At 42.6% G+C, this 24,081-nt stretch carries 22 protein-coding genes and 1 riboswitch; of the genes, 14 read left to right on the top strand and 8 right to left on the bottom strand.

Annotation, left to right across the window (positions count from 1 at the left end; translation table 11 throughout):
• Positions 1 to 41: 41 nt before the first annotated feature.
• Together phoU and FTU38_RS02060 are read right to left on the bottom strand one after the other, a co-directional pair.
• Positions 42 to 758 (bottom strand): phosphate signaling complex protein PhoU, encoded by a 717-nt coding sequence (phoU, locus tag FTU38_RS02065; RefSeq protein WP_078189433.1) that lies wholly within the window; start codon positions 756 to 758, stop codon positions 42 to 44.
• Positions 759 to 841: 83 nt separating this feature from the next.
• Positions 842 to 2,197, bottom strand: a complete 1,356-nt coding sequence (locus FTU38_RS02060; RefSeq protein WP_078189434.1) for a TolC family outer membrane protein — start codon at positions 2,195 to 2,197, stop codon at positions 842 to 844.
• Between the two features lie 314 nt (positions 2,198 to 2,511).
• Between FTU38_RS02060 and FTU38_RS02055 the strand changes: the two genes are divergently transcribed.
• The 7 genes from FTU38_RS02055 to FTU38_RS02025 all read left to right on the top strand — a co-directional run bounded on the left by FTU38_RS02055 (position 2,512) and on the right by FTU38_RS02025 (position 9,255).
• The gene (locus tag FTU38_RS02055; protein ID WP_180110465.1) at positions 2,512 to 3,498 is read left to right on the top strand and encodes a hypothetical protein; all 987 of its coding nucleotides are present in this window, start codon (positions 2,512 to 2,514) and stop codon (positions 3,496 to 3,498) included.
• A gap of 102 nt (positions 3,499 to 3,600) precedes the next feature.
• Positions 3,601 to 3,727: riboswitch (TPP riboswitch) on the top strand.
• 116 nt (positions 3,728 to 3,843) lie between these two features.
• Positions 3,844 to 5,739 (top strand): phosphomethylpyrimidine synthase ThiC, encoded by a 1,896-nt coding sequence (thiC, locus tag FTU38_RS02050; RefSeq protein WP_180004687.1) that lies wholly within the window; start codon positions 3,844 to 3,846, stop codon positions 5,737 to 5,739.
• A 76-nt stretch (positions 5,740 to 5,815) separates the two neighbouring features.
• Positions 5,816 to 6,436 carry an NUDIX domain-containing protein gene (locus FTU38_RS02045; RefSeq protein ID WP_111884865.1) on the top strand — a complete coding sequence of 207 codons (621 nt, stop codon included), beginning with the start codon at positions 5,816 to 5,818 and terminating at the stop codon, positions 6,434 to 6,436.
• 10 nt (positions 6,437 to 6,446) lie between these two features.
• Complete coding sequence (cpdA, locus tag FTU38_RS02040) at positions 6,447 to 7,250, top strand: 3',5'-cyclic-AMP phosphodiesterase (protein ID WP_180004688.1); 804 nt, start codon at positions 6,447 to 6,449, stop codon at positions 7,248 to 7,250.
• Between the two features lie 209 nt (positions 7,251 to 7,459).
• Entirely contained in the window at positions 7,460 to 7,987 is a 528-nt protein-coding gene (dksA, locus tag FTU38_RS02035; RefSeq protein ID WP_180004689.1) for an RNA polymerase-binding protein DksA, read from the top strand.
• A 4-nt stretch (positions 7,988 to 7,991) separates the two neighbouring features.
• Positions 7,992 to 8,909 (top strand): tRNA glutamyl-Q(34) synthetase GluQRS, encoded by a 918-nt coding sequence (gene gluQRS, locus FTU38_RS02030; RefSeq protein ID WP_373683059.1) that lies wholly within the window; start codon positions 7,992 to 7,994, stop codon positions 8,907 to 8,909.
• 85 nt (positions 8,910 to 8,994) lie between these two features.
• Positions 8,995 to 9,255 (top strand): zinc-ribbon domain-containing protein, encoded by a 261-nt coding sequence (locus tag FTU38_RS02025; protein WP_078189439.1) that lies wholly within the window; start codon positions 8,995 to 8,997, stop codon positions 9,253 to 9,255.
• On the opposite strand, the gene ftsW is transcribed toward FTU38_RS02025, so the two are convergent.
• The 5 genes from ftsW to FTU38_RS02000 all read right to left on the bottom strand — a co-directional run bounded on the left by ftsW (position 9,244) and on the right by FTU38_RS02000 (position 14,381).
• Positions 9,244 to 10,440: a putative lipid II flippase FtsW gene (gene ftsW, locus FTU38_RS02020; protein ID WP_180004691.1), complete on the bottom strand. Its 1,197-nt coding sequence runs from the start codon at positions 10,438 to 10,440 to the stop codon at positions 9,244 to 9,246. The two genes, FTU38_RS02025 and ftsW, sit on opposite strands and share 12 nt — an antisense overlap.
• A gap of 21 nt (positions 10,441 to 10,461) precedes the next feature.
• Entirely contained in the window at positions 10,462 to 11,808 is a 1,347-nt protein-coding gene (murD, locus tag FTU38_RS02015; RefSeq protein WP_180110455.1) for a UDP-N-acetylmuramoyl-L-alanine--D-glutamate ligase, read from the bottom strand.
• A gap of 159 nt (positions 11,809 to 11,967) precedes the next feature.
• Positions 11,968 to 12,219 carry a DUF6587 family protein gene (locus FTU38_RS02010; RefSeq protein ID WP_180004693.1) on the bottom strand — a complete coding sequence of 84 codons (252 nt, stop codon included), beginning with the start codon at positions 12,217 to 12,219 and terminating at the stop codon, positions 11,968 to 11,970.
• 36 nt (positions 12,220 to 12,255) lie between these two features.
• Positions 12,256 to 14,121, bottom strand: a complete 1,866-nt coding sequence (gene feoB / locus FTU38_RS02005; RefSeq protein WP_180004694.1) for a ferrous iron transport protein B — start codon at positions 14,119 to 14,121, stop codon at positions 12,256 to 12,258.
• Complete coding sequence (locus FTU38_RS02000; RefSeq protein WP_078189444.1) at positions 14,118 to 14,381, bottom strand: FeoA family protein; 264 nt, start codon at positions 14,379 to 14,381, stop codon at positions 14,118 to 14,120. Before FTU38_RS02000 ends, feoB begins: the two co-directional genes overlap by 4 nt.
• 172 nt (positions 14,382 to 14,553) lie before the next feature.
• Here FTU38_RS02000 and xerD point away from each other — a divergent pair, with 172 nt between their 5' ends.
• The 4 genes from xerD (at position 14,554) to thrC (ending at position 19,017) form a co-directional block, all read left to right on the top strand.
• The gene (gene xerD / locus FTU38_RS01995; protein ID WP_180004695.1) at positions 14,554 to 15,471 is read left to right on the top strand and encodes a site-specific tyrosine recombinase XerD; all 918 of its coding nucleotides are present in this window, start codon (positions 14,554 to 14,556) and stop codon (positions 15,469 to 15,471) included.
• 96 nt (positions 15,472 to 15,567) lie between these two features.
• Complete coding sequence (locus tag FTU38_RS01990; RefSeq protein ID WP_078189446.1) at positions 15,568 to 16,380, top strand: DsbC family protein; 813 nt, start codon at positions 15,568 to 15,570, stop codon at positions 16,378 to 16,380.
• 130 nt (positions 16,381 to 16,510) lie between these two features.
• The gene (locus FTU38_RS01985) at positions 16,511 to 17,815 is read left to right on the top strand and encodes a homoserine dehydrogenase (protein ID WP_078192857.1); all 1,305 of its coding nucleotides are present in this window, start codon (positions 16,511 to 16,513) and stop codon (positions 17,813 to 17,815) included.
• A 62-nt stretch (positions 17,816 to 17,877) separates the two neighbouring features.
• Positions 17,878 to 19,017: a threonine synthase gene (gene thrC / locus FTU38_RS01980; protein ID WP_078192584.1), complete on the top strand. Its 1,140-nt coding sequence runs from the start codon at positions 17,878 to 17,880 to the stop codon at positions 19,015 to 19,017.
• A gap of 126 nt (positions 19,018 to 19,143) precedes the next feature.
• Here the strand turns inward: thrC and FTU38_RS01975 are convergent, their stop codons facing one another.
• The gene (locus tag FTU38_RS01975; RefSeq protein WP_180004717.1) at positions 19,144 to 20,193 is read right to left on the bottom strand and encodes a serine hydrolase; all 1,050 of its coding nucleotides are present in this window, start codon (positions 20,191 to 20,193) and stop codon (positions 19,144 to 19,146) included.
• 212 nt (positions 20,194 to 20,405) lie between these two features.
• Between FTU38_RS01975 and FTU38_RS01970 the strand changes: the two genes are divergently transcribed.
• The 3 genes from FTU38_RS01970 to FTU38_RS01960 are packed head-to-tail and all read left to right on the top strand — an operon-like array spanning position 20,406 to position 24,076.
• Entirely contained in the window at positions 20,406 to 21,041 is a 636-nt protein-coding gene (locus tag FTU38_RS01970; RefSeq protein WP_078189449.1) for a response regulator, read from the top strand.
• A gap of 22 nt (positions 21,042 to 21,063) precedes the next feature.
• Entirely contained in the window at positions 21,064 to 22,629 is a 1,566-nt protein-coding gene (locus FTU38_RS01965) for a PAS domain-containing sensor histidine kinase (protein ID WP_180110454.1), read from the top strand.
• 19 nt (positions 22,630 to 22,648) lie between these two features.
• On the top strand, positions 22,649 to 24,076 hold the full coding sequence (locus FTU38_RS01960; protein WP_180004697.1) for a sigma-54 dependent transcriptional regulator: 1,428 nt from the start codon (positions 22,649 to 22,651) through the stop codon (positions 24,074 to 24,076).
• Positions 24,077 to 24,081 lie beyond the last annotated feature (5 nt).

Here is a 24,081-nt window from a genome sequence, read left to right as displayed (position 1 = left end):
CCCATCGTTTGATGGGCTTCGTTCATATTTGTTTTATTCAATTAACGCTGAACTTTTTGCTCAATTTCTTCAACACTGGTGTGACGGACATCTAGACCTTTCACCATATAAATCACCTGTTCAGAGATATTTCGAGCATGGTCACCAATACGTTCAAGTGAACGCAGCACCCAAAGTACATTCATCACCCGAGTAATATGGCGTGGATCTTCTATCATATACGTCATGAGGGTACGGGTTGCCGATTGATACTCGCGGTCAATATCAGCATCGGCCAAAAGGACACGTAAAGCCTGATCTACATCCAAACGTGCAAAGGCATCGAGCGCATCATGAATCATCACGCGGACTTGGTTGCCAATATGACGTGTTTCCATATAGCCACGCGGTGAACCCCCCTCTTCACACAAGCTTTGTGCAATACGGGCAATTTTTGCCGCTTCATCACCAATCCGTTCTAAATCGGTGTTGGCTTTCGACATCGCAATCACCATGCGTAGATCAATTGCAGCAGGATGACGACGCGCCAAAATTAGGGTAAGCGCTTCATCAATTTCAGTTTCCATACGGTTCACCGTATTGTCTTGAAATTGAACATCAATCGCCATTGTTGCATCCGTATCCAATAAGGCATGAATGGCATTTGCAACCTGCTGCTCCACTAAACCACCCATGGTCATAAATTTGGTATGCACATCCTGCAACTCTTCATTGAATTGCGAAGAAATATGATGGTTTAAAACAGGATTATTAGGCAAAGCGAGTCTCCACTACAACGTGAATCGGCAGATTTTAGTGCCATATTAAAGCATATTGATTGTGAAACTTTTATGACCATGGATTATTTCTTTAGTAGGATCGATGGCTGATTTTTCTGATCGACCAACCACGCATTCATTTCCACTAAATCAGCTTCCGTTAATTTCCCAACAGAGGCTTTGAGTTGCAATACATGTATTAAATAATCGTACTTGGAATTTAAATAATCTTGACGGGCTGAAAAGGCATTACGCTGTGCCAGCAGCACATCAACCATGGTTTTCAGACCTTCCTGATACTGGGCTTGTGAGGCCAATGACACTTGCGCGGAAGAATCCATCGCGGCTTTACGTGCCTGTAATTTACTTTGATCCGTTTCGACTTGCATATAAGATTTTTTTACATCGGTTTGTGCTTTTCGAATTGCTGCATCCACCTGTGCTTGGCTTTTTTCAACATTGATCGCCGCTTGCTTAATGGATTTCTGTGTCCGTCCACCATTAAACACATTCCAGTTCATTTCAATCCCCACCTGATCAAATTGACCATCTTGCGACATGATGGATTGTGGACTTTGCTTGTTATACCCATAGGTCCCTACCGCTTCAATCTGAGGATATAAGGCGGCCTTTTCAACGCGTTTACCATCTTCCGCATAACGTTGTTGCATACGCGCTTGTAAAATACCTAGGTTCTGTCCCTGAGCCAGTTCTTCCCACGCTTGTACATTGTTTGGAATCGGTTTTTCAAACTGAAAATCTTCACGTAACACCGCCAAATTTTCTCGATATGGCCCAATCAATTGCTGTAATTGTTCCTGCGCCAAAACCAATTGAACATTGGTTGCCATGCGGTTTGCCCGTGCATTTTGATATTGTGCATTGGCTTCACTGACATCACTTTTTGCCACTAGGCCTTCTTTTAATTTGCCATTCATCATGCGCAGCTGTTCAGATAGCGCCTGTTCTTCTTGTAGGTTGGCAACCGTCAATGCTTGCTGGCGTAGAACATTAAAATAAGCTTCAGAGACATTTAAAATATGATCTTGTTTTTGAATCCGCAGATTAATTTCACTTAAATTAATCGAGGTCTTTACTTGCTTCAGCCCTTCCCATGCATCCCAACGAAAAATGGGCTGACGGGCAGTGAGCGCAATTTGTCTTGTTGTGGTGCTGTCTGGCATGATCAGCCCGGCTTGAGCGCCGCTTTGGTTGGAATTTTGATTTTTTCGGGTCACATTTCCGGAGATTGTTACCGTCGGGAGTAAGTTCCCATTGGCAATCCCCAAATTCAATTTATCCGCTTCATATTGTAGTTTATTGGCTTGCCAATTGGGGTCTTCTTGTTTTGCACGTTCATAAGCTTGCACAAGATCTAGCGCACACGCCCACTGACTCGTGAAAAGTAAACAAAGACCCACCACAACTTTTTTGTTCATTTTTTTTGTAAATTCCTAATATTCAAATACCCGAGATTGAATATTCAAGCCTAAAACTAAGCAGATACTAATCATATCCTTGCAAATTTCCGTATGATTTTTATTAATTTTTTATATCAAATGCGACAAAACCAGATAATTTAAGTCGTTTTCGGACATTACTCACAACGCTATAACAAAGAACTGTACAATAGTACACATATTGCGCGTGTTTCATCTATAGAATAGTCGACATTCCATCGGACAATACCACTTCTATAGCGCATCGAGTTCCAGTGTCAAAAATTTTTCAGCTGCCTGCAAAGTTTAGTGCAATGTTTTTATGTTTCAGTATGTTGAATGGATGCCAACAACAACCTGAACCACAACCTGCACCAGAGTTTCCCAACAATAAGACTGTTCAAAAAGAAGCAGTCGATTTGTCTTTGCTGTGCAAAAAACTTGAAAAAAATATGCTGGAAATAGACGATCAACGCACAACTTTTGCTTTAGAACAAATCAACCAAGATCTCAAAGTCTGCTTGCCGCTGTTAAAAGCGGACGAACAAAAAAAATTACTGCGCTTGTCCAATCAAATGTATCGCAACTTTTTACATGTTGAACGTACAGCTCAACAGCAAATGGCATTCGAACAATTTGCTTTTGATATGGCTCAGCATCCGACCATTCAACAAAATCATTATGAACAGCTCACCGCCCGAGATCAGTATTTACTGAAACATAAAGGCCAAGCCTATGTGGAATTGTTCGATGCAGGTGAAGGACAATTACGCTATCGCCGTAGTCCTGAATATTTAGCCAAAATTTTTGCGCCGTATATGGAAGAATCTGAGCAAGTCTTTATTGAAAAACTGGCTGAACAAAATGCACAACCTGCCTTGTTGCAACAAAGTTTAGCCATTGAGCCGCAAGAGATTGCTACACGTGCAATTTTTTGGGAAGACTATCTCAAGCAATATCCAGATAGCCCCTACAAAAAAGATGCACAACAATTGCTATATCAATATAGCAAATTGTTATTTATTGGTTCGGCACATAGTCCCGTTTCTAATGATTTTTCAGACCGCCTCAGTATTCAAGCCAGTTCTTTAGAAGAAATTGAACGCTTGGCTCAATTAAAAAACTCCAAATTGGCAGATCAGGCGCGTTTATTTTTAAAATTATTAGATCAAAATACTGCTGCATCTAATCAGCGATCAGAAGCGCAACTGTTGAATTTAATTGGTGTCCGCAATCCTGATCCGCATTATAAGAAAGACTGTTTTAGTGACGCCATCTGTGTAAATCAGTCCTCTACTTAGCCAATGCAAGTTCAATTGCACATGTGCCTAGCCAAAATTCTGCACTGCAAAATCGATGAAAAATAACACTGTTTTAAAACAGCCTTCATGCTAATATCCGCACAAAGCTTGACGGAGCGCAGGTAATTTCCTGCTGAGATCATCTAAATTTAGTTCGCTAAATTTAAGGATGAGTACCGTTGAACCTGATCAGGTTAATACCTGCGTAGGAATCAAGCCATCTAAAAACTTAAGCCCTTCTTATCTCTTGGTTTTACGCCTTTATTTTCAGGTGAATCCATCAGATAAACTGCCACGTTTTTGGTCGTGCTTGATTCGTTGATGTCATTCATAAGGATCATTGCAATGAACCAATTAACGAATCTCACCGCTTCAGATCGCGCTGCTCAACATGAACAAGATGCTAAAGATCTCACTCGTATTCTCCCTGCGTCAAAGAAAGTCTATATCCAAGGCTCACGTCCTGATATTCGCGTACCAATGCGTGAGATCAGCCTTACAGATACGCCTACAGGTCTGGGTGGAGAAAAAAATCTACCCATTATGGTCTATGACACCTCTGGTGCTTATACCGACCCCAATATTCAAATTGACCTGAATCAAGGCCTGCCCAATGTCCGTGAATCTTGGATTGAGTCACGTAATGATACGGAAATACTCGATACCTTAACTTCAAAATTTGGACAAGAGCGTCTTCGAGATATTCGTACTGCAGAGATTCGTTTTGCGCATATTTCAAAACCCCGTCGCGCTCGTCGTGGACACAATGTGTCTCAAATGCACTATGCCAAACAAGGCATCATCACCCCTGAAATGGAATACATTGCGATTCGTGAAAATCAGCGCCAGCGTGAAGGTGTTGATATGCGCCAACATGCCGGTCAAAATTTTGGCGCACGCAATTTAACTGAAATCACCCCAGAATTTGTACGTCAAGAAGTGGCTGAAGGTCGTGCCATTATCCCTGCCAACATTAACCACCCTGAATGTGAACCGATGATTATTGGTCGTAACTTCTTGGTGAAAATCAATGCCAACATTGGTAACTCAGCACTTGGTTCAAGCATCGATGAAGAAGTGGCAAAAATGACTTGGGCAACTCGTTGGGGCGCTGACACCATCATGGATTTATCGACAGGTAAAAATATCCATGAGACCCGCGAATGGATTATTCGCAACTCCCCTGTACCGATTGGCACCGTGCCGATTTACCAAGCTTTAGAAAAAGTTGATGGTGTCGCAGAGGACTTAACCTGGGAAATTTTCAAAGACACACTGATTGAACAAGCCGAGCAAGGTGTCGATTACTTTACGATTCACGCAGGCGTGCTGCTTCGTTATGTTCCACTCACCGCCAACCGTTTAACTGGTATTGTGTCACGTGGCGGATCCATCATGGCGCAGTGGTGCTTAGCGCATCATGAAGAAAACTTCCTGTATACGCATTTTGATGAAATCTGCGAAATCATGAAAGCCTATGATGTGTCATTCAGTTTAGGCGATGGTTTACGTCCAGGGTGTATTCAAGATGCTAACGATGAAGCTCAATTTAGTGAATTACGCACCTTAGGTGAATTGACTCACCGGGCATGGGAGCATGATGTACAAGTCATGATTGAAGGCCCAGGCCATGTCCCAATGCACATGATCAAAGAAAATATGGATCTACAACTCGAGGTTTGCAAAGAAGCACCTTTTTATACCCTTGGGCCGCTCACCACTGATATTGCACCGGGCTATGATCACATTACCTCTGCCATTGGTGCGGCAATGATTGGTTGGTACGGCACCGCGATGCTGTGTTATGTGACCCCGAAAGAGCACCTTGGTCTACCAGATAAAAAAGACGTCAAAGATGGCATTATCACCTACAAAATTGCAGCCCATGCCGCAGACCTTGCCAAAGGTCATCCTGGTGCGCAGGCTCGTGATAATGCATTGTCGAAAGCACGCTTTGAATTCCGCTGGGAAGACCAATTTAATCTGAGCTTAGACCCTGATACAGCACGCAGCATGCATGATGAAACTATGCCGAAAGAAGCACATAAATCGGCCCATTTTTGTTCCATGTGTGGACCTAAATTTTGCTCGATGAAAATCACACAAAATGTGAGAGATTATGCAAAAAATCAGCAAGATATGCAGCTTTCTTCAGAATTTAATCCTGAAATTGAAACGGGTTTACAAAGCATGAAAGCGGCCTATCATGAACATGGTCAAAAGTTGTACCACAAAGTGTAAAGCTTAAAAAAAATCTTTTGTATTCAACAAAATCTCGGTTAGGATGAAATGGAAGATTTCATCCTAATTAGCGCTTATGAATATTATTAAACAGGCCACATATAACAAAAAAGATTACAGCATTGAAGGGCGTGAACATCTTTATAAAGGCTTTATTCAAGTTGAAAAAGTTCAGCTTCGACACCGCTTATTCCATCAAGACAGCATGATTCCAACCATTCAGCGTGAATTGATTCATCGTCCTGAAGCAGCAGGTGTGCTGATCTATAGTCATCAACAACAAAAATTTGCCTTAATTGAACAATTCCGCATTGGGGCGATTGATGATGAAACTTCGCCATGGCAACTAGAGATTATTGCCGGCGTGCTCGATGGTGATGAATCTGCTGAAAGCTGCATCCGCCGTGAAAGTTTGGAAGAATCAGGCTGTGAATTAGATGCACTACAGCATTTATTTAGTTTTTATCCCTCTGCGGGTGCCTGCGCGGAATTATTCCACCTTTATAGTGCTGAAGCTGAACTTCCTGAACATGGCGGAGTCTTTGGCATGCCTGATGAAGGAGAAAATATTCAATTGCATATCTTAAACTATGCTGATATTCCTGAATTATTAACCAATGGTCGGCTAAAAAACGCACCTGTCATTATGGCCTTGCAATGGTTACAACAACAAATACATACTACAAGGAATGTCTAAGGGGAAGGACATGACTTTAAGGGATACACCACAATACGACTGGACACTGATCCAGATCTCGGACACACATTTAATGGATCAGGAAGATCTTGAATTTGTCCGCATGAATCCAGAGCAGAGTTTTCACGATGTGATTCAACAAATTCAGTTGAACCATCATCACATCGATACGCTTGTCCATACTGGCGATCTTGCACAAGTGCCGGTAGAGTGTACCTATGCGCGTTATCTCGAATATATGCAACAGCAGCCGTTTCCGTTTTATCAGATTCCGGGGAACCATGACGAAGCGTCTTGCTTCCCATTTCATCAACAGGAAGATCGTGCTCACTGCATCGCATTAGGCAATTGGTGTCTGATTTTACTGAACAGTGCGGTTAAAGGAAAAGTGGATGGTTGGGTATCACAACAGCAGTTGGAACAATTAGATCAGTTACTCACAGCACACCCACAGCAACACATCATTGTGGCATGCCACCACCACCCTTTTGCCATGCAATCGCATTGGATAGATCAGCATAAACTAAAGAACGCTGAACATCTCATAGATGTGCTTTCACGCCATGACAATGTCAAAATTGTACTATGCGGACACGTACATCAAGACTCGTCTAATCAATGGCGCAATATTCAGTTTTTATCGACGCCTTCGACCAGTGTTCAGTTCAAACCACATAGTGAAAATTTTGCCTTAGATGAAGCTTTACCAGGGTATCGTGCACTCTATCTGAATGATAATGGTGAATTTAAAACTGAAGTTGTTCGGGTCAAATTGAAACAACCTCAAATTAATGTTGAAATTTCAGGTTATTAACTTTTCAATTTGATTTTTTTGCTTTACTTTATGGCTTCTAAAGGAAAAGTGATAGTTAGAATCCAAACATCAAAGACTATCAATAAGCAGAAAAAGTCTATATGATGACGACCCCCACAGAAGGAAACTCTGTGTTGGGTGGATAAAAAACTTGCATATCACCATATTTTTTGCGTATAGATATATGCATATGATGAGGAATGCCCTACATGGCGAATGACAACCAAAATCAAGTCTTAGACGAACAAACTGATGTAGTAGACGAAAAGTCTACCAAACGCGTGCGCAAATCAAAGCCAAAGGCGACTGAAAGTGGTTCTACTGCAAGCTTATTTGGTATTGAACCTTATCAGCCTAAAAAGAATGAAGAATACATGTCTGAAGGGCAACTTGAGCATTTCCGTCACATCTTATTGGCGTGGAAAGCTGAGTTAATGTCTGAAGTAGACCGTACTTTGAATACCATGCAAGACGAAAATACTGCGCTTCCAGATGTGAACGACCGTGCAACGCAAGAAGAAGAATTTGCGATTGAACTTCGTACACGTGACCGTGAACGTAAACTGATCCGTAAAATTGAACAATCAATTGAAGCGATTAAAAATGATGACTACGGTTTCTGTGAAACGTGTGGTATCGAAATTGGTTTACGTCGCCTAGAAGCACGTCCAACAGCAACTTTATGTATCGACTGCAAAACACTTGCAGAGATCAAAGAGAAGCAAAATAACGGTTAATTCTGTGTTGAGTAATTCCTCTCTAGCCCTCCCTTTAGATAAGGGAGGGAAAGCTGCAGAGCATTACGTGGGTCGGTTTGCGCCATCGCCAACCGGCCCTTTGCATTTTGGCTCTTTAATTACAGCAGTCGCAAGCTACTGCGATGCCCGTGCCCATCAAGGGCAATGGGTCGTTCGTATCGAAGATACCGACATTCCACGTATATTTCCCGGCAGCGAAGAACATATCTTACGTTGTATTGATGCATTTCAATTCGAACCAGATACCGAGATCATTTTCCAAAAAGACCGCCTTGAAATCTATGAGCAAGTCATTGCGCATTTGCATGCCCAAGACTTGGTCTATGCTTGTCAATGCACCCGAAAAATGCTCGGTTCAAATCATATCTATCAAGGCACATGTCGTAATCTTGGCCTTTCCCTTCAGGATCAGGCTATTCGAATCAAAGTCGATGCACAGAACATTTGTTTTACCGACCGCTTACAAGGGACGCATTGCTCGAATCTGCAACAGGATTTGGGTGACTTTGTCTTAAAACGCCGTGATGGCATTATCAATTATCAACTTGCTGTCGTGGTTGATGACTACCTACAAGGGATGACCCATGTTGTACGTGGGGCTGATCTTTTGGACAATACCGAACGTCAAATTTGGCTCGGACAGGTTTTGGGTTATCCACTCCTTGAATACATGCACTTGCCATTGGCAATGAATAATCAGGGACAAAAACTGTCAAAACAGAATATGGCTCAAGCTCTTGATTTAAGCCAAGCGGCACCTTTATTACAACAAGCATTGCAAGCCCTACACCAACCGCCAGTCGACTTGGATACGCCACGTATTATGCTACAACAGGCGATTGCGCAGTGGGATATTCAACAAATTCCCCATGGCACAGCATTGCCTCAAATCTATCAATAAACCCACATCCCTATCTGAGCCAATCACTCGATATTCAATTGAATTATGCTTTAATAAAGTGATCAATCGACCATTGGAGAGCCTAATGTTTTTTATTTTTGGAGTTGGTCCGAAAACCAAAGTCATTGAAAAGAGCCAATTTACTTGCCCTGTCTGCCGCAGCAGAACTCAGTATGAGTTAAAACAGCAACGTAATTATTTTTCTTTATTTTTTATCCCATTGATTCCCCTTTCTAAAGCCAAGGCGAGCTTGGTCAAATGTCTCCATTGTGGAACGGAGATGCCAGCCAGTGTCCTCCACCATGCATCTCCCGATCCGCAACGAGATACCAATTTAGAAGCTTGATTCTTCTTTACTTGGGTTTACTTCTTTGGTCGTGGCATCGATCTTTAATATCAGACTCACCATAACCGCACAGATAATCAAAGAAGACCCCCCATAACTAATAAACGGTAAGGTCAAACCCTTGGTAGGAAGCATGCCCATGTTCATGCCGGCATTCACCAAAATTTGCAGTAAGAAGATAATACTAATGCCATAAGCCAAGTAGCCTGCACGTAAGTATTGATGACGTAAAGCACGATGACCAATGCGAATACAGCAGACCAACATCACAAATGACAGCGTCAATACGGTCAAAATCCCAAAGAAGCCAAATTCTTCGCCCAAAACCGCCAACATGAAGTCGGTATGTGCCTCAGGTAAATACGACATTTTTTGAATACTATGACCTAATCCGACACCAAACCATTCACCGCGACCAAAAGCCATTAATGCATTTGATAACTGGTAGCCTGCACCTAGTGGATCATTCCATGGATTTGAGAACGACATCAATCGTTCTAAACGGTAGGGTTCAAATAAAATCAAGAACACAAATGCCATGATGATCGCACCAAAGGCAATTGCGAACTGAATCAACGGTGCTCCTGCGAGGAAGAATACCCCTAGCATGGTTAAGGCAATCACCACCGTCGCCCCTAAATCGGGCTCTGCCATGACCAAACCGACAGTTGCAGCCATAATCACTGCCAAACGCACCAAGCCCTTAATATTATTACGGACTTCTTCGGCACGTCGTACCACATAGTCCGCGGTAAATATCGCCATCATGACTTTGGCGACTTCCGAAGCCTGTAAGGTGAAACCAGCAATCCGAATCCAACGTTTAGAACCATTGACCTCTGTCCCGACAGCCAATACAGCAGCCAGTAAGATAATCGTGATAATCCATAAAAAGAAGGTGTTATTAAACCAAACATTCAACGGCACTTTATAGGCGATATAGGCAGCGGCGGCGGCGGCGGCAATCGAAATCCCATGTCGTGAAATGTAATGGAAGGCATTTTCATGCATGCGTTCTGCATAGGGCATAGATGCAGATGCCACCATGATCGAACCAATACACAACAATGCCAAAACACAGAACACCAAAACATTGCGCACGTTGACCTCGGCAGGTAACCGAGGAATCCAACGCTCTACAACTTCATTTATTCTATTTATGGTCGTCTGAGCCAACCCAGCCATACAACTTTCCTTATCGTTCTTTTAAACGAGTGCATTCACACAATCAACAAATTGGTGTCCACGCTCACTGTAGCCTTTAAACATATCAAAACTTGCGCACGCTGGAGACAATAAGACCACATCATTGGCTACCGCATTTTGTTGGCACAGCTCAACCGCTTGTTTCAAACTTTCAGCATGAATCAGCGTGGTTGTCCCTTCAACCGCTTTTTCAATAATTGGACGATCTTCACCAATCAATACCGCAACTTTGGCATATTTTGAAAGTGAATCACGCAGCGCAGTAAAGTCCTGCCCTTTGCCTTGACCACCTAAAATAATCGCCACTTTACCGCCTTTAGCTTCAATCGCAGCACCTAGACCATCAATCGCAGCTAAAGTCGCACCAATATTGGTGCCTTTAGAGTCATTATAATAACGAACACCATGCACTTCTTTGACAAATTCACAGCGGTGCTCTAAACCTTTAAATGTTTTCAAAGTTTCCAACATGCCTGCTAGTGGCAAACCAATCGCTTCACCCAAAGCTAAACATGCCAAGGCGTTTGCCACATTATGTGTCCCTTGGATATACATATCTGCACTTTTCAGTAAACGCTCACGACCACGTGCCAACCAAATTGTGCCATCAGTATCGCGTAAAATACCAAACTGATTCATATCTGGAGCATTTAGGCCAAAGCTTTGCATTGGGGTGACATCTGGAACCAATGGACGTGTTAATGAGTCATCACGGTTATACACCACTTTTTTCACCGCTTGGAAAATACGATGCTTCGCAGTGTGATAGCCCATCATATCGCCATGACGGTCCAAATGGTCTTCACTCATGTTCAATACAACAGCCACTTCTGCTGCCAAGTTCGACGTGGTTTCTAATTGAAAACTTGAAAGCTCTAAAACATAAAGCTCTGGATCATCTTTGGTGAGATCCAAAGCTGGACGACCCAAGTTACCACCCACTGCCACTTTTTTGCCTGCATCTGCTGCCATAAGACCAAATAAAGTCGTTACAGTACTTTTCGCATTCGAACCTGTAATCGCGACAATTGGCTTATCCGTCGCACGACGTAAAATTTGAATTTCTGAAACCACAGGAATGTTGGCTGCAATGGCCGCCTGAATTTGCGGTAATTTTGGATCTAGCCCCGGGCTGATAATAATTTCTTCTGCTTGGAGTAATAAATCTTGATCCAACTGACCGAAACTGGTTTGTACATCACTTGGAATTTGATCATGACCCTGTGGGACTGCTCGTGAATCGGTGACTGCAACGCGGTAGCCATGGCTATGTAAGAAATTCACTGCGGAAACACCAGAAATCCCTAATCCGGCAACAACCTTCAATCCACCACGCTGTATTAACATTTTCGCCCCATTTTTTGGTCGGTTTTTAAATCTGACAAAATGTTAGCACTTTGCTGTTTTGAATGCTTTTTATGTTTTCACTTTCTCGCAGTTTTTTTGTGTCCGCTCGTAAAAAAACCGCCCATCTTGGGCGGTTTCTTCACGCAACGGGCGGTGAGCTTATTTCCACTTCACCGCTTGTACTTCAGCTTTTTTTGCAGATGAATTATCCGAAGCTGAACATCCACAACCGCCTGCACAGCCTGCGGCCATTTTTGGCTTTAACCATTTGGCTAAACTGTTCCAACCACGGTTTGCACAGTGCCCAGATAAAGTTGTGAAGACTGAGTTCGATGTTTTTGGAAATACCTTCTTAAACACCACGACAGCACTCCAAATCACCAATACCGCAATAATTATTGATTCAAGCATGTCTCTCTCCTTTGTTCAGCTTTTGCCATTCACAATTCACGATCCAAAATAGCGTGTTGCAATTTGATACGTGATGAATGCCATTAGATAAGCCAAACCAAATAAATAGATAGTCATGAAACTTACCGTTTTCAAGGAGCCAGTTTCACGTTTAACTGTCGCCAGTGTCGCCAAGCAATGTGGCGCATAAATAAACCATACCAATAATGATAGACCGGTTGCCAATGACCAACCCAATGACCCATCGCTACTAATTAAATTTGCCAGACCTTGAGACATGGCATCTTCATCTGTTGCAGACAAGGCATACACCGTACTCAATGCCGCCACAACGACTTCACGTGCCGCCATCGCTGGAATTAAGGCAATACAGATCTGCCAGTTAAAACCTAATGGTGCAAAAATCGGTTGTAATACATGCCCAAGCATACCTGCCAATGAATAATCAATATCCGGCAAAGTTGCACCTTCTGGCGGTTGCGGGAACGTACACAGGAACCATAACAAAATTGATAAAGCGAAGATGATGCCACCAACACGCTTCAAGAAGATCTTGGCACGGTCCAATAAACCAATCCAAACACTCTTAATATCTGGAAAACGGTAGCTTGGAAGTTCCATCAATAAGGCATGCTGTGATTTATCTTTTTGGAAGAATTTCAGCACTGTTGCCACAATTAAGGCACTCACAATCCCGGCTGCATATAATGCAAATAACACCAAGCCTTGTAAGTTAAAGACGCCCCAGACCATTTGCTGTGGAATAAATGCTGAGATCAGCAAGGCATAAACCGGTAAACGTGCCGAACACGTCATCAACGGCGCAACTAAAATCGTGACCAGACGATCTCGAGGGTCTTGAATACTCCGGGTTGCCATAATGCCCGGTACAGCACAGGCAAAGCTCGATAGCAGAGGAATAAAAGCACGACCACTCAGTCCGGCTTTAAACATCAGCTTATCTAGCAAGAATGCTGCACGTGGTAAATAACCTGATTCTTCTAAAACCAAAATAAAGAAGAATAAAATTAAAATCTGCGGCAAGAACACCACCACACCACCTGCACCCGCAATGATCCCATCAACCACCAAGCTGTTCAGGAGTGGATGTGAAATGTGTTCACCAACCAATTCACCGAACCAACCGAAGAAGGTTTCAATACCGTCCATAAACGGCGCAGCCCATGCAAACACCGCTTGGAAGATAATAAACATCATCACCGCTAAGGTAATTAAACCAAAGACTGGATGTAGAAAAATTTTATCGAGGAAGTCTGAGCGTTTATCTTCATGATCAACAAATACCACCACGTCTTTTAAAATTTGTTCAATTTTTTCGTGGTTAGTCCCAGAAAGATTGGTATCACTTAATGACGCATCTGGTTTTCTGAAACCTTCAGCATCCAAAGCGCCCATTAAGTTTTCAATACCCGCATTACGCACAGCAACGGTTTCTACAACAGGCACACCCAAACGCTGAGACAGCTTTTGGGTATTGATTTGCATGCCACGACGACGTGCTTCATCCATCATGTTGAGGACAAGTAAAATTGGACGACCCAAATCGATCATTTCCATGACCAAACCGAGGTGCAATTTTAAGTTTGTCGCATCAACTACACATAAAAAGACATCTTGATGCCCTTCTTCTGCAATTTTACCTTGCACGACATCACGCGTAATCGCTTCATCAGGACTCGTCGCTTCTAAGCTATACGTCCCCGGCAAATCCAAAACTCGAACAGATTTACCCGATGGCAAAGTAAATTGACCAACTTTACGCTCAACCGTTACTCCAGCATAGTTCGCAACTTTCTGACGTGTACCCGTTAAATGATTGAATAATGAAGTTTTACCACAGTTTGGATTACCAACGAGGGCAATACGTAACGCATCACTCATGCTGATGCCCCTTCCATTGCTATTTCCACTTTTTCAGCTTCTACTTTTCGCAGTGCAAAACGAGTAAACCCAACTTGAATTAAAATCGGGTCACCACCAAAAATACCTTTGGTAATCACCTGTACTTTTGTTCCGGGAACAAAACCCAAAGTCTCTAAACGGCTAGCGACTAAATCAGCCGGAGCATTGTTGCCATTCTGGTTACGATGTACCTTATGAATGACTGCGCTTTGTTTCACTTTCAAATCAGATAATCGCACGCAACTAACCCTAAAAAATTTTGAATATTATACAAACAAATGAGAATAATTAACAAATCGGATTCGATTTCAATTCTCATTTAACAATCTAGCATCGACACGACTATTTTTTTAAATTACATTGCATTAAACCATTGTGATTTCTTGGTTTAATTTCGAAAATGAGCAGCACATGTTAAATAAAAAACCACGTATTCCAACCCCTGTCCAAATTCCAGAATCACTCAGTTTTTTACACGGATATCGTGATGATTTAATAGCTCAAACCGTCAGTCCACACACTCGAAATGCATATTTATCTGATTTAATTCAATGCAGTGAGTGTCATACGCATGTCATGACTGATTGGAGCAGTGACGACATTTCAGATGTCTTGCTTAGCCTGACTAAACAAGGAAAAAGCCCTCGCTCGATCGCCCGCTCACTTTCTGCACTGCGTTCATTTTTCAAGTTCTTGCGTGAACAAAAAATACGCAATGATAATCCTGTTGCAATCCATAAAACACCCAAATTGGGTCGTGCCCTACCAAAGGATTTATCTGAAGCAGATGTTGAAGCCCTGATTAATGCCCCAGACCTCAACACCGCATTGGGTCTACGTGATCGTGCCATGCTCGAAGTGCTGTATGCCTGTGGTTTACGTGTCTCTGAGTTATTAAATTTAAGATTAGAACTGATCAATCTTAAACAAGGCTATTTACGAATTACCGGTAAAGGCAATAAAGAACGCTTAGTCCCTTTAGGACAAATGGCGGTGGAATGGATCGAGAAGTATTTAGCTGAAGCACGTCCCGTTTTATACAAAAGTGCAACCGATGCTTTATTTCTCACTCAACTTGGTGGAATGATGAGTCGCCAAAACTTTTGGTACGCGATTAAACGCTATGCGCTCATTGCAGGCATTCAAGCCGAATTATCACCACATACCTTACGCCACGCCTTTGCCACGCATTTGCTCAACCACGGTGCCGACTTACGTGTCGTGCAGATGCTGCTCGGCCACAGTGACTTATCCACCACACAAATTTATACCCATGTTGCGCAGGTTCGTATGCAAAAATTACATGCAGACTATCATCCGAGAGCTTAACGGCAGGAAATATCAGACCAAGAAGTTCTATTGTGCCCGATATTTTTTGCTATGCTTACTCACCTGTTTGATAAAGCTAAAAGAAAAGGGTTGTTTATGTTATTTACCCGTTCAAAAATTTTTCTCGCATCGACACTTGTTGCCAGTATGGCGTTAGTGGCTTGTTCTAATTCAAATAATGACGAAAAGAAAGATGCGACATTAACGGCAAGTACGCCTGCAACTGGTGAAGCTTCGAATTTATCTGAACGTAATGCTCAGCAGCGTTTAATTGATACTTTGCAATCCAATCTGCAAAAAGCCAATATCAATGCCAAAGTCACTGGGGTGAAAGCGACTGAAGTTCCTAATTTGTTTTGGGTAAGCTTTGAAGGCATGCCTGCGGTCTATGCTACAGCTGATGGTAAATACATTTTCCAAGGCGACGTGGTTCGTTTAGGTGAAAAACAACTCTTTAATGTAGGCGATACCCTACAAGCAGAGGCCAACAAAAAATTATTTGATCAATTAAAAACTGAAGACCTACTGATTTATAAAGCCAAAGGTAAAACTAAACACGTGGTTTATGTGTTTACCGATGTCAGCTGTCCTTATTGCCACAAATTACATGAACAAATGGATGATATTAATGCCCGTGGCATTGAAGTCCGTTATATCGCTTGGCCACGTGGTGAACAACACATGCCAATGATGGAAACTATCTGGTGTAGCAAAGACCGTCGTGCCGCATTTGATAAAGCCATTGCCGGTGAGCAAATCGAGCCAGCATCATGTAAAAACCCAGTGCGCAGCATGTATGAAATGGGTCTAAATATTGGTGTGAATGGTACGCCAGCGATCTATAACGCAGAAGGCAAACACATCGGTGCTTACATGTCGGCTTCCGAACTTGAAAGTGCGCTTAAATAACTAATTTTTATAGGTTAAATGAATATTTTTTATGGGTAGGAATAAAGTGATTTCTACCCTAGAGTCCGAACGTTTTTTTAGCTATGATCTAAACTCACTTAAAGCAATGATGAAATAAATGGAGTGTGACGTGAAACCAGTTCGTCTGGCAATCCTCGGTCTTGGTACTGTGGGTGGTGGTGCCCTTAAACTACTAAAAGAAAATGCTGCTGAGATTAAACGTCGCACCGGTCGTGAAATTGAAATTACCCATGTGGGTACGCGTCGCCCTCGTCCTGATTTAGAACTGCCTGCTTCAGTGAAGCAAAGTGCTGATTTATTGGATATCGTCCGTCAACCCGATGTAGACGTTGTGGTTGAAGTTATGGGCGGCATTCACCCTGCGTATGAAGTGATTCGTGAAGCAATCGTTCATGGCAAACAAGTGGTCACAGCCAACAAAGCTTTATTAGCTGAACACGGTAATGAATTATTTAAATTGGCCGATGATCATCACGTTCAGATTGCTTATGAAGCAGCTGTCGCAGGTGGTATCCCAATTATTAAAGTCCTCCGTGAGGGTTTGGCAGCCAATAAAATTGACTGGCTTGCAGGTATCATTAACGGTACTGGTAACTTTATCCTGACTGAAATGCGTGAAAAAGGTCGTGCCTTTGCAGACGTTCTCAAAGAAGCGCAAGAACTCGGTTATGCCGAAGCAGATCCAACATTCGACGTCGAAGGGATCGATGCGGCGCACAAGTTAACATTGCTGGCTTCTATTGCTTTTGGTATCCCACTCCAATTTGACAAAGTCTTCACTGAAGGCATCAGCAAAGTTACTGCGCAAGATGTCAAATATGCAGAAGACCTCGGTTTCCGTATTAAACATTTAGGTATTGCACGTCGTGCTGCAACAGGTATTGAGCTTCGTGTTCATCCAACGCTGATCCCTGAAGACCAACTGATTGCCAATGTAAATGGCGTTAAAAATGCCGTATTGGTTCAAGCCAATGCCGTTGGTCCAACGCTTTACTATGGCGCAGGTGCAGGTGCAGGCCCGACCGCATCAGCGGTGGTTGCTGATGTTGTCGATATTGTCCGTGACATCTCCTATACCGAAGATGGTGCTGGCACAATTCCACAGCTTGCGTTTGAAGCCCTAACTGATTTACCAATTCTTCCACGTGAAGAAATGACCACTGGATACTACATCCGTATTAATGCCGAAGATCAAACTGGCGTTCTTGCTGATGTCACTACGATTTTAAGCCGTGCAGGAATTAGCATCGATGCGATCATGCAACAGCCGCGCTTAAAAGACCTTATTCCTATCGTGATTCTGACTGATCCAGTCAAAGAATCTAAAATGGATGAAGCCCTTCAACAAATTCAAGCATTGCCTGTCATTCATGGCGAAATTGTACGAATTCGTTTAGAATCGCTTGATAATTAATCGGGTCGAGGGGAATATTTCAGTTCCTCTCGCCAAGCTCTACACACAATTGGAACATCATCATGTCTAATGCCAATCGTTATACTGGTTTAGTTGACCGCTATCGCGACCGTTTACCCGTATCTGCAACTACTCGCGCAATTTCTTTGGGCGAAGGTAATACGCCACTGATTAAGCTTGAAAATATTCCACGCATTATTGGCAAAAATGTTGAAATTTATGTGAAGTACGAGGGCTTAAACCCGACTGGTTCATTTAAAGACCGTGGTATGACCATGGCTGTAACAAAAGCAGTTGAAGAAGGCTCTAAAGCAATTATCTGTGCATCTACAGGTAATACATCTGCTGCAGCGGCTGCTTATGCTGCACGTGCAGGCATTAAAGCATTTGTGCTCATCCCAGAAGGCAAAATTGCCATGGGTAAAATGGCACAAGCGATGATGTATGGCGCGGTAACGATGCAAATCCACGGTAACTTCGATGACGGTATGCGTCTTGTAAAAGAAGTTGCAGATCAAGCACCAGTTACGATTGTAAACTCAATCAACCCATACCGTCTGCAAGGTCAAAAAACCATTGCTTACGAAATCGTTGACGAATTAGGTCGTGCACCAGACTACCACTGCCTACCTGTAGGTAATGCGGGTAACATCACAGCACACTGGATGGGTTATACCGAAGCTGTGGCGAATCAGCCTAAAGAAGAATTTGTACAAGTAGTTTATGATCCTGAAACTGATCAATTCACAGGTCCAAAACCTGCGGGTCTACCAACAATGGTGGGTTACCAAGCTGCTGGCGCGGCACCATTCCTACGCGGCGCACCTGTAGAAAACCCTGAAACTGTAGCAACTGCGATCCGTATTGGTAATCCACAAAGCTGGAACCATGCTAAAGCCGTAGTCCGCGACTCAGAAGGTTGGTTTGACGAACTGCAAGATGCTGAAATCTTAGAAGCACAGCGTCTACTATCTATGTACGAAGGTGTATTCGTAGAACCTGCTTCTGCAGCTTCTATCGGTGGCGCGATTCGTGACATCAAAGCAGGTAAAATTGCTGAAGGTTCTGTGATCGTATGTACTGTAACAGGTAACGGTTTAAAAGATCCTGACACTGCCATCAAGCAATGCCAAGATGCCGTAATGTTGTCGATTGATGCAACTATGGATCAAGTTCGTGATTCAATTCTGTCAAATATGTAATTTATATGCTGACTGAATAAAAAAAAGCCCTGCTCTTGCAGGGCTTTTTTTATATCTTGCATTCACTTCAGCATTTAAACGTTGAGTAAATCTAAATACTGAAAGAATGAAAAATCTGAAATCTTGTTAAATACGTTTTGGTAACTGGCTCGCCCAGTTCATTAAACGAGTCGCATCATTGGTTCGTGCCACTGAAGAATCCGCACCCAATAACACCACCACCGCTGGACGGTTATTCAGTGTGGTATGCATCACAACACAGCGCCCTGCTTCATTAATAAATCCTGTTTTTGAAATATTAATATTCCAACCACCATTACGCACTAACGCATTGGTATTGTTTGATTTCAATACGCGGTAACCCAAATTAAAGTCATAACTTGGTGTGGTTGAAAATTGACGAATCAAACCATACTGCGAAGCGGTATTCACCAAAATCCCCAAGTCACGTGCCGAAGCGACATTACCAGGATGCAAACCTGTCGATTCCATATAATGTGTCGAATTCATCCCTAATGAGCGTGCTTTCGCATTCATCGCTGAAATAAATGCAGAACGACCACCTGGATAAGTACGTGCTAATGCCGAAGCCGCTGGGTTTTCAGATTTCATCAAAGCAAATAGCAAAGCTTCTGCGCGGTTCATACTGTCGCCAGCACGCAGCGTTGAACTTGAGCTTTTACAGCCTGAACATGAGAAATCAGACTGTTGTAAGGTAATCTTTTCAGACATGTTTAATCGGGCATCTGAAATCACTACTGCTGTCATGAGTTTGGTAATTGATGCAATCGGTAAAGCGGTATTGCTATTTTTGCTATATAGCACTTCACCAGTTTGACCATCCATAACCAGTGCTGCACGCGCATTTACAGAGGGCTGTCCTGCGTATTGATTGGTATCAATAATACGGACCGTTTTCGATGGTGCTGTCTGTACCACACCGCCTGTACTACGTACAGAAGTAGTCACTTTCGTTGACCCTTGAGGAGATGGCTCTTCAGCGCTATAAGACACGTCACCGTTGAGTAACTGGTTTGCATCTTCAGATGACCAGCTAATATTTGACTGCTGATTTGCAGCACTATTCATCACAATTTCAGCAGAACTGAAACTGCTCATACTGAATAAAATTGACATGCCCAAAACGTGCATGAAGGATTTATTTAATTTTTTCACCATTGCTCACTCAACTCAGGATACTAAACATTTGCGCAAGACCAGCAATATGCCGTACATTGGTCACAACTACGAACATTTTTTGCTCACACATTGTGTATGAAGTTTTTTATTTCATATAAGAATAGGATTGCTAATTTTGTCGTTTCATTGCAAGCTTATTTTGCTTTATGTAACAAAAAAAACAGATTTTGATTTGAGGGAGAGTGTAGGTGATCACAGTTTTGGTGGTAGATGACCATGAATTAGTCCGTACTGGTATTTGCCGTATGCTCGAAGACCATGCAGATGTCCAAGTCATTGGACAAGCCGAATCGGGTGAAGATGCGATTACACTTGTTCGCCAACACCATCCAAATGTTGTTTTATTAGATGTCAATATGCCAGGTATCGGGGGTGTAGAAACTACACGTCGCCTACTTCAAACAGCGCCAGATACAAAAGTCCTCGCAGTCAGTGGACTTGCTGAAGAACCCTATCCGTCTTTATTGTTAAAAGCAGGTGCCAAAGGCTATATCACCAAAGGTGCACCAGTCACTGAAATGGTCCGTGCGATTAATAAAGTGATGCAAGGTGGCAAATATTTCAGTGCAGACATTGCAGAACAACTGGCCAGCTCATATTTGTCTGATACACAACAATCACCTTTTGACGCCCTGTCTGAGCGTGAAATGCAAGTTGCCATGATGGTGGTCAATTGTATTAGTGCACAAGAAATTTCTGATAAATTATTCGTTAGCGTTAAAACAGTGAATACCTACCGTTACCGCATTTTTGAAAAACTGAATATTGATAGTGATGTCAAACTAACTCACTTGGCGATTCGCTACGGGTTAATCAAACCTTAACACAACGTACATCCAGTTACTTATGACACAGCGTTCAATTCATAGTGAATTGAACCAGTATCATTTGGGCCTTTGGTACAGTGCTTATCGCTTTATCATCAGTGCCTGTCTGTTACTGGTCTTTTTACTGACCTACACTCAATTCACTTCAGATTATGAATACCCACGTTTATACCTATATGTATTGACGATTTATTTGCTGTTTACCAGCATTCAATTCATGTCGCTTGGACGTTTCAAAGTCCGGATTCCAAACCAGTTACTGCTGTTATTCATTGTAGATGTCATTTCGCTGAGCTTACTGACCTTAGCCATCGATGGACCTAATTTACATTTGAGTTTACTGTTTGTGATTACGATTTTTGCAGCATCCCTGTTATTAGATGCCCAAAAAGCCTTGGTCATCACCCTCATCGCTGTGATCTGTGTGGTATATCAACTGTTTTTAGGTTCAATTCTTGAATTTACCTCACTTAAAAATTTAACCAACAGTGCGATTTTGGCTTTTTTATTTTGTGTAGTGTATGGCAGTGCGCAAATTGCCGTGAAACGTTTTCAGTTATTGGAAAATCTGAATTTTTCGCAATCTTTAGAGCTACATCGACTACAAAACATTAACCGCTATATTTTAGAACAGATTGATACGGGCTATTTGGTTTTGGATGAAAACTGTCATGTGGTGCTGAGTAATCCTGCTGCTTGCCATTTACTCGGCATGCCAAATTCTTATCATCATGATCAATATCCACTGTATACCACGCAGCCCGACTTATTTGAATTACTCAAGTTTGAAGATTTAAAAAGCGGGGAAAAATTTCAATTTGAATCGCAACAAAGCCAATACCACATTCAGGTACTCGTACAAAAACTCGTTGTGCCGCATCAAATGCTGACCTTGCTGATTTTACAAGATGCACAAAAACTCAATCAGCAAGTGCAACAACTAAAATTAGCCGCTTTAGGGCAACTCTCCGCCAGTATTGCACATGAAATTCGCAATCCTTTAGCCGCAATTGTGCATGCCAATGATTTATATCCGCAAAGTGATACCGAACAACAGCACATGTTGAATCATATGATTTCACGTCAAGCGGTGCGGATTGACCGAATTATTCAAGACACCCTAAATATGGTGCGCAATAAGGAAACCCATCCGACTCGTCTGAATCTAGAAAAATTTTTACCGCTGTTCCTGCAAGAAGATCTGGCAGACATTCAACAGAACATTCGGCTCAATGTACAGGCCAAAACCTTGATCGATTTTGATGAGGCACAGTTTAGACAAATTTTAATCAACCTGATTCGTAATGCGATTCGCCATAACAATCCGGACATGTCGTATATCGAAGTGGTGGCGCGTACGGATCAGAAAAAAGTCCAGATCGATGTCCGAGATTTCGGTCATGGGGTTGCTTTACAAAACCGCGCACAGTTATTTCAACCATTTTTTAGTACCGAAATTACTGGAACTGGTTTAGGATTATATCTTGCTCATAGCTTCTGTGAAGCGAATCAAGCACAGCTTTCCTATGTAGAACAAAAACAGGGGGCTTGCTTTAGGATTGAGTGCTTACAAGCTGTTATTTAATTGTTTTTAGGGGAAAACTGTGGATTCACAACCACTGGTATTGTTAGTTGATGACGAAGAAGACTTATGTATGCTGATGCAGATGTCTTTATCAAGGATGGGGGTTAAAACGCATGTTGCACATCGCCTCGACGAAGCTAAAAAAGCCTTGTCTACCTATAGCTACGATGCCTGCCTAACCGATCTCAACTTACCCGATGGTAATGGTCTACAGCTCTTAGATTGGATGAATGAACACTGTCCTGCCCTGCCCGTTGCTGTGCTTACAGCCTATGGCAACATGGACATTGCCATTGCCGCATTAAAGGCGGGAGCATTCGATTTTGTCAGCAAACCGATCAATCCCAAACATCTTGAACAACTGCTACAAAAAGCCCTGAATAAGCCTTTGGACGAAGACATTACTTCGCAAGATGCTTTAGAGCATAAAATGTTGATTGGTGAATCGCTCCCAATCCAGCAATTGCGTCGAACTCTAAAGAAAATTGCACGTTCACAAGCACCTGTTTTTATTACGGGTGAATCTGGTACCGGTAAAGAGGTCGTGGCCAATCTGGTTCACCGTTTAAGCAACCGTAATGAAGGGCCCTTTATTGCTATTAACTGTGGGGCAATTCCCACAGAGTTAATGGAAAGTGAACTTTTTGGCCATAAAAAAGGCAGCTTTAGTGGTGCCACCCAAGACAAACAAGGTCTGATTCAATCTGCACATGGTGGTAGCTTATTTCTGGATGAAATTGCCGAATTACCTTTAGCCATGCAAGTTAAACTGCTACGTGCGGTACAGGAAAAACGTATTCGTCCTGTGGGTTCAGACTGTGAAATTGACGTTGATTTCCGTGTGATCAGCGCCAGCCATCAGGACTTAGAAGCACTCGTCCAACAAGGTCGCTTCCGCCAAGATTTATTCTTCCGCATCCATGTGATGGATTTAGTGTTGCCTGCCTTACGTGAACGTGGCGACGATATCCTCTTATTGGCGCAACATTTTATTCAAAAAATTAGCCATGAATGGGAAATTGCTACTAAGCCTCTAACTGAACGTGCGAAGAGTTTCCTGCTCAGCCAATATTATCCAGGTAATGTGCGTGAACTCCGCAATATTATCGAACGCGCTATGACCCTCTGCGATGATGATCAGATTGATCTTCAACATCTGCAAAGTGCGCCATTAAGACAACCAAGTGCTCAGTTCAATTCCGCTCCAACAACGAATGAATCCGCTCAGCTAGGTGCAAACAGCAACGAACAGAGTGTGGTCCCTCGCAAACTACCTGAAGAAGGCTTAGAGCTCTTTTTAGAAAATATCGAAAAAGAAGTGCTCATGAATGCGTTGAACATCACCCACTGGAACCGAACCCTTGCCGCAAAAAAATTAGGCATGTCATTCCGTTCATTGCGCTATCGTTTGAAAAAATTCGGTTTAGATACCGAAGACGAAGAGTAAAAGCT

Origin of the sequence: Acinetobacter sp. YH12098 (assembly GCF_013419235.1) — a bacterium.
Classification (GTDB): domain Bacteria; phylum Pseudomonadota; class Gammaproteobacteria; order Pseudomonadales; family Moraxellaceae; genus Acinetobacter; species Acinetobacter amyesii.
Note: the sequence above shows the minus strand (reverse complement) of the source record. Positions and strands in the feature narration are given on the sequence as shown.

What these genes read in the sequence shown, in the direction of transcription:
- FTU38_RS01990 (WP_078189446.1), top strand. Translation starts at nt 15,568, where the DNA reads ATGTTATTTACCCGTTCAAAAATTTTTCTCGCATCGACACTTGTTGCC.
- xerD (WP_180004695.1), top strand. Translation starts at nt 14,554, where the DNA reads ATGTTAAATAAAAAACCACGTATTCCAACCCCTGTCCAAATTCCAGAA.
- thiC (WP_180004687.1), top strand. Translation starts at nt 3,844, where the DNA reads ATGAACCAATTAACGAATCTCACCGCTTCAGATCGCGCTGCTCAACAT.
- murD (WP_180110455.1), bottom strand. Translation starts at nt 11,808, where the DNA reads ATGTTAATACAGCGTGGTGGATTGAAGGTTGTTGCCGGATTAGGGATT.
- cpdA (WP_180004688.1), top strand. Translation starts at nt 6,447, where the DNA reads ATGACTTTAAGGGATACACCACAATACGACTGGACACTGATCCAGATC.
- FTU38_RS02055 (WP_180110465.1), top strand. Translation starts at nt 2,512, where the DNA reads ATGTTTTTATGTTTCAGTATGTTGAATGGATGCCAACAACAACCTGAA.
- dksA (WP_180004689.1), top strand. Translation starts at nt 7,460, where the DNA reads ATGGCGAATGACAACCAAAATCAAGTCTTAGACGAACAAACTGATGTA.
- FTU38_RS02060 (WP_078189434.1), bottom strand. Translation starts at nt 2,197, where the DNA reads ATGAACAAAAAAGTTGTGGTGGGTCTTTGTTTACTTTTCACGAGTCAG.
- thrC (WP_078192584.1), top strand. Translation starts at nt 17,878, where the DNA reads ATGTCTAATGCCAATCGTTATACTGGTTTAGTTGACCGCTATCGCGAC.
- ftsW (WP_180004691.1), bottom strand. Translation starts at nt 10,440, where the DNA reads ATGGCTGGGTTGGCTCAGACGACCATAAATAGAATAAATGAAGTTGTA.
- FTU38_RS02045 (WP_111884865.1), top strand. Translation starts at nt 5,816, where the DNA reads ATGAATATTATTAAACAGGCCACATATAACAAAAAAGATTACAGCATT.
- feoB (WP_180004694.1), bottom strand. Translation starts at nt 14,121, where the DNA reads ATGAGTGATGCGTTACGTATTGCCCTCGTTGGTAATCCAAACTGTGGT.
- FTU38_RS01965 (WP_180110454.1), top strand. Translation starts at nt 21,064, where the DNA reads ATGACACAGCGTTCAATTCATAGTGAATTGAACCAGTATCATTTGGGC.
- FTU38_RS02025 (WP_078189439.1), top strand. Translation starts at nt 8,995, where the DNA reads ATGTTTTTTATTTTTGGAGTTGGTCCGAAAACCAAAGTCATTGAAAAG.
- FTU38_RS02010 (WP_180004693.1), bottom strand. Translation starts at nt 12,219, where the DNA reads ATGCTTGAATCAATAATTATTGCGGTATTGGTGATTTGGAGTGCTGTC.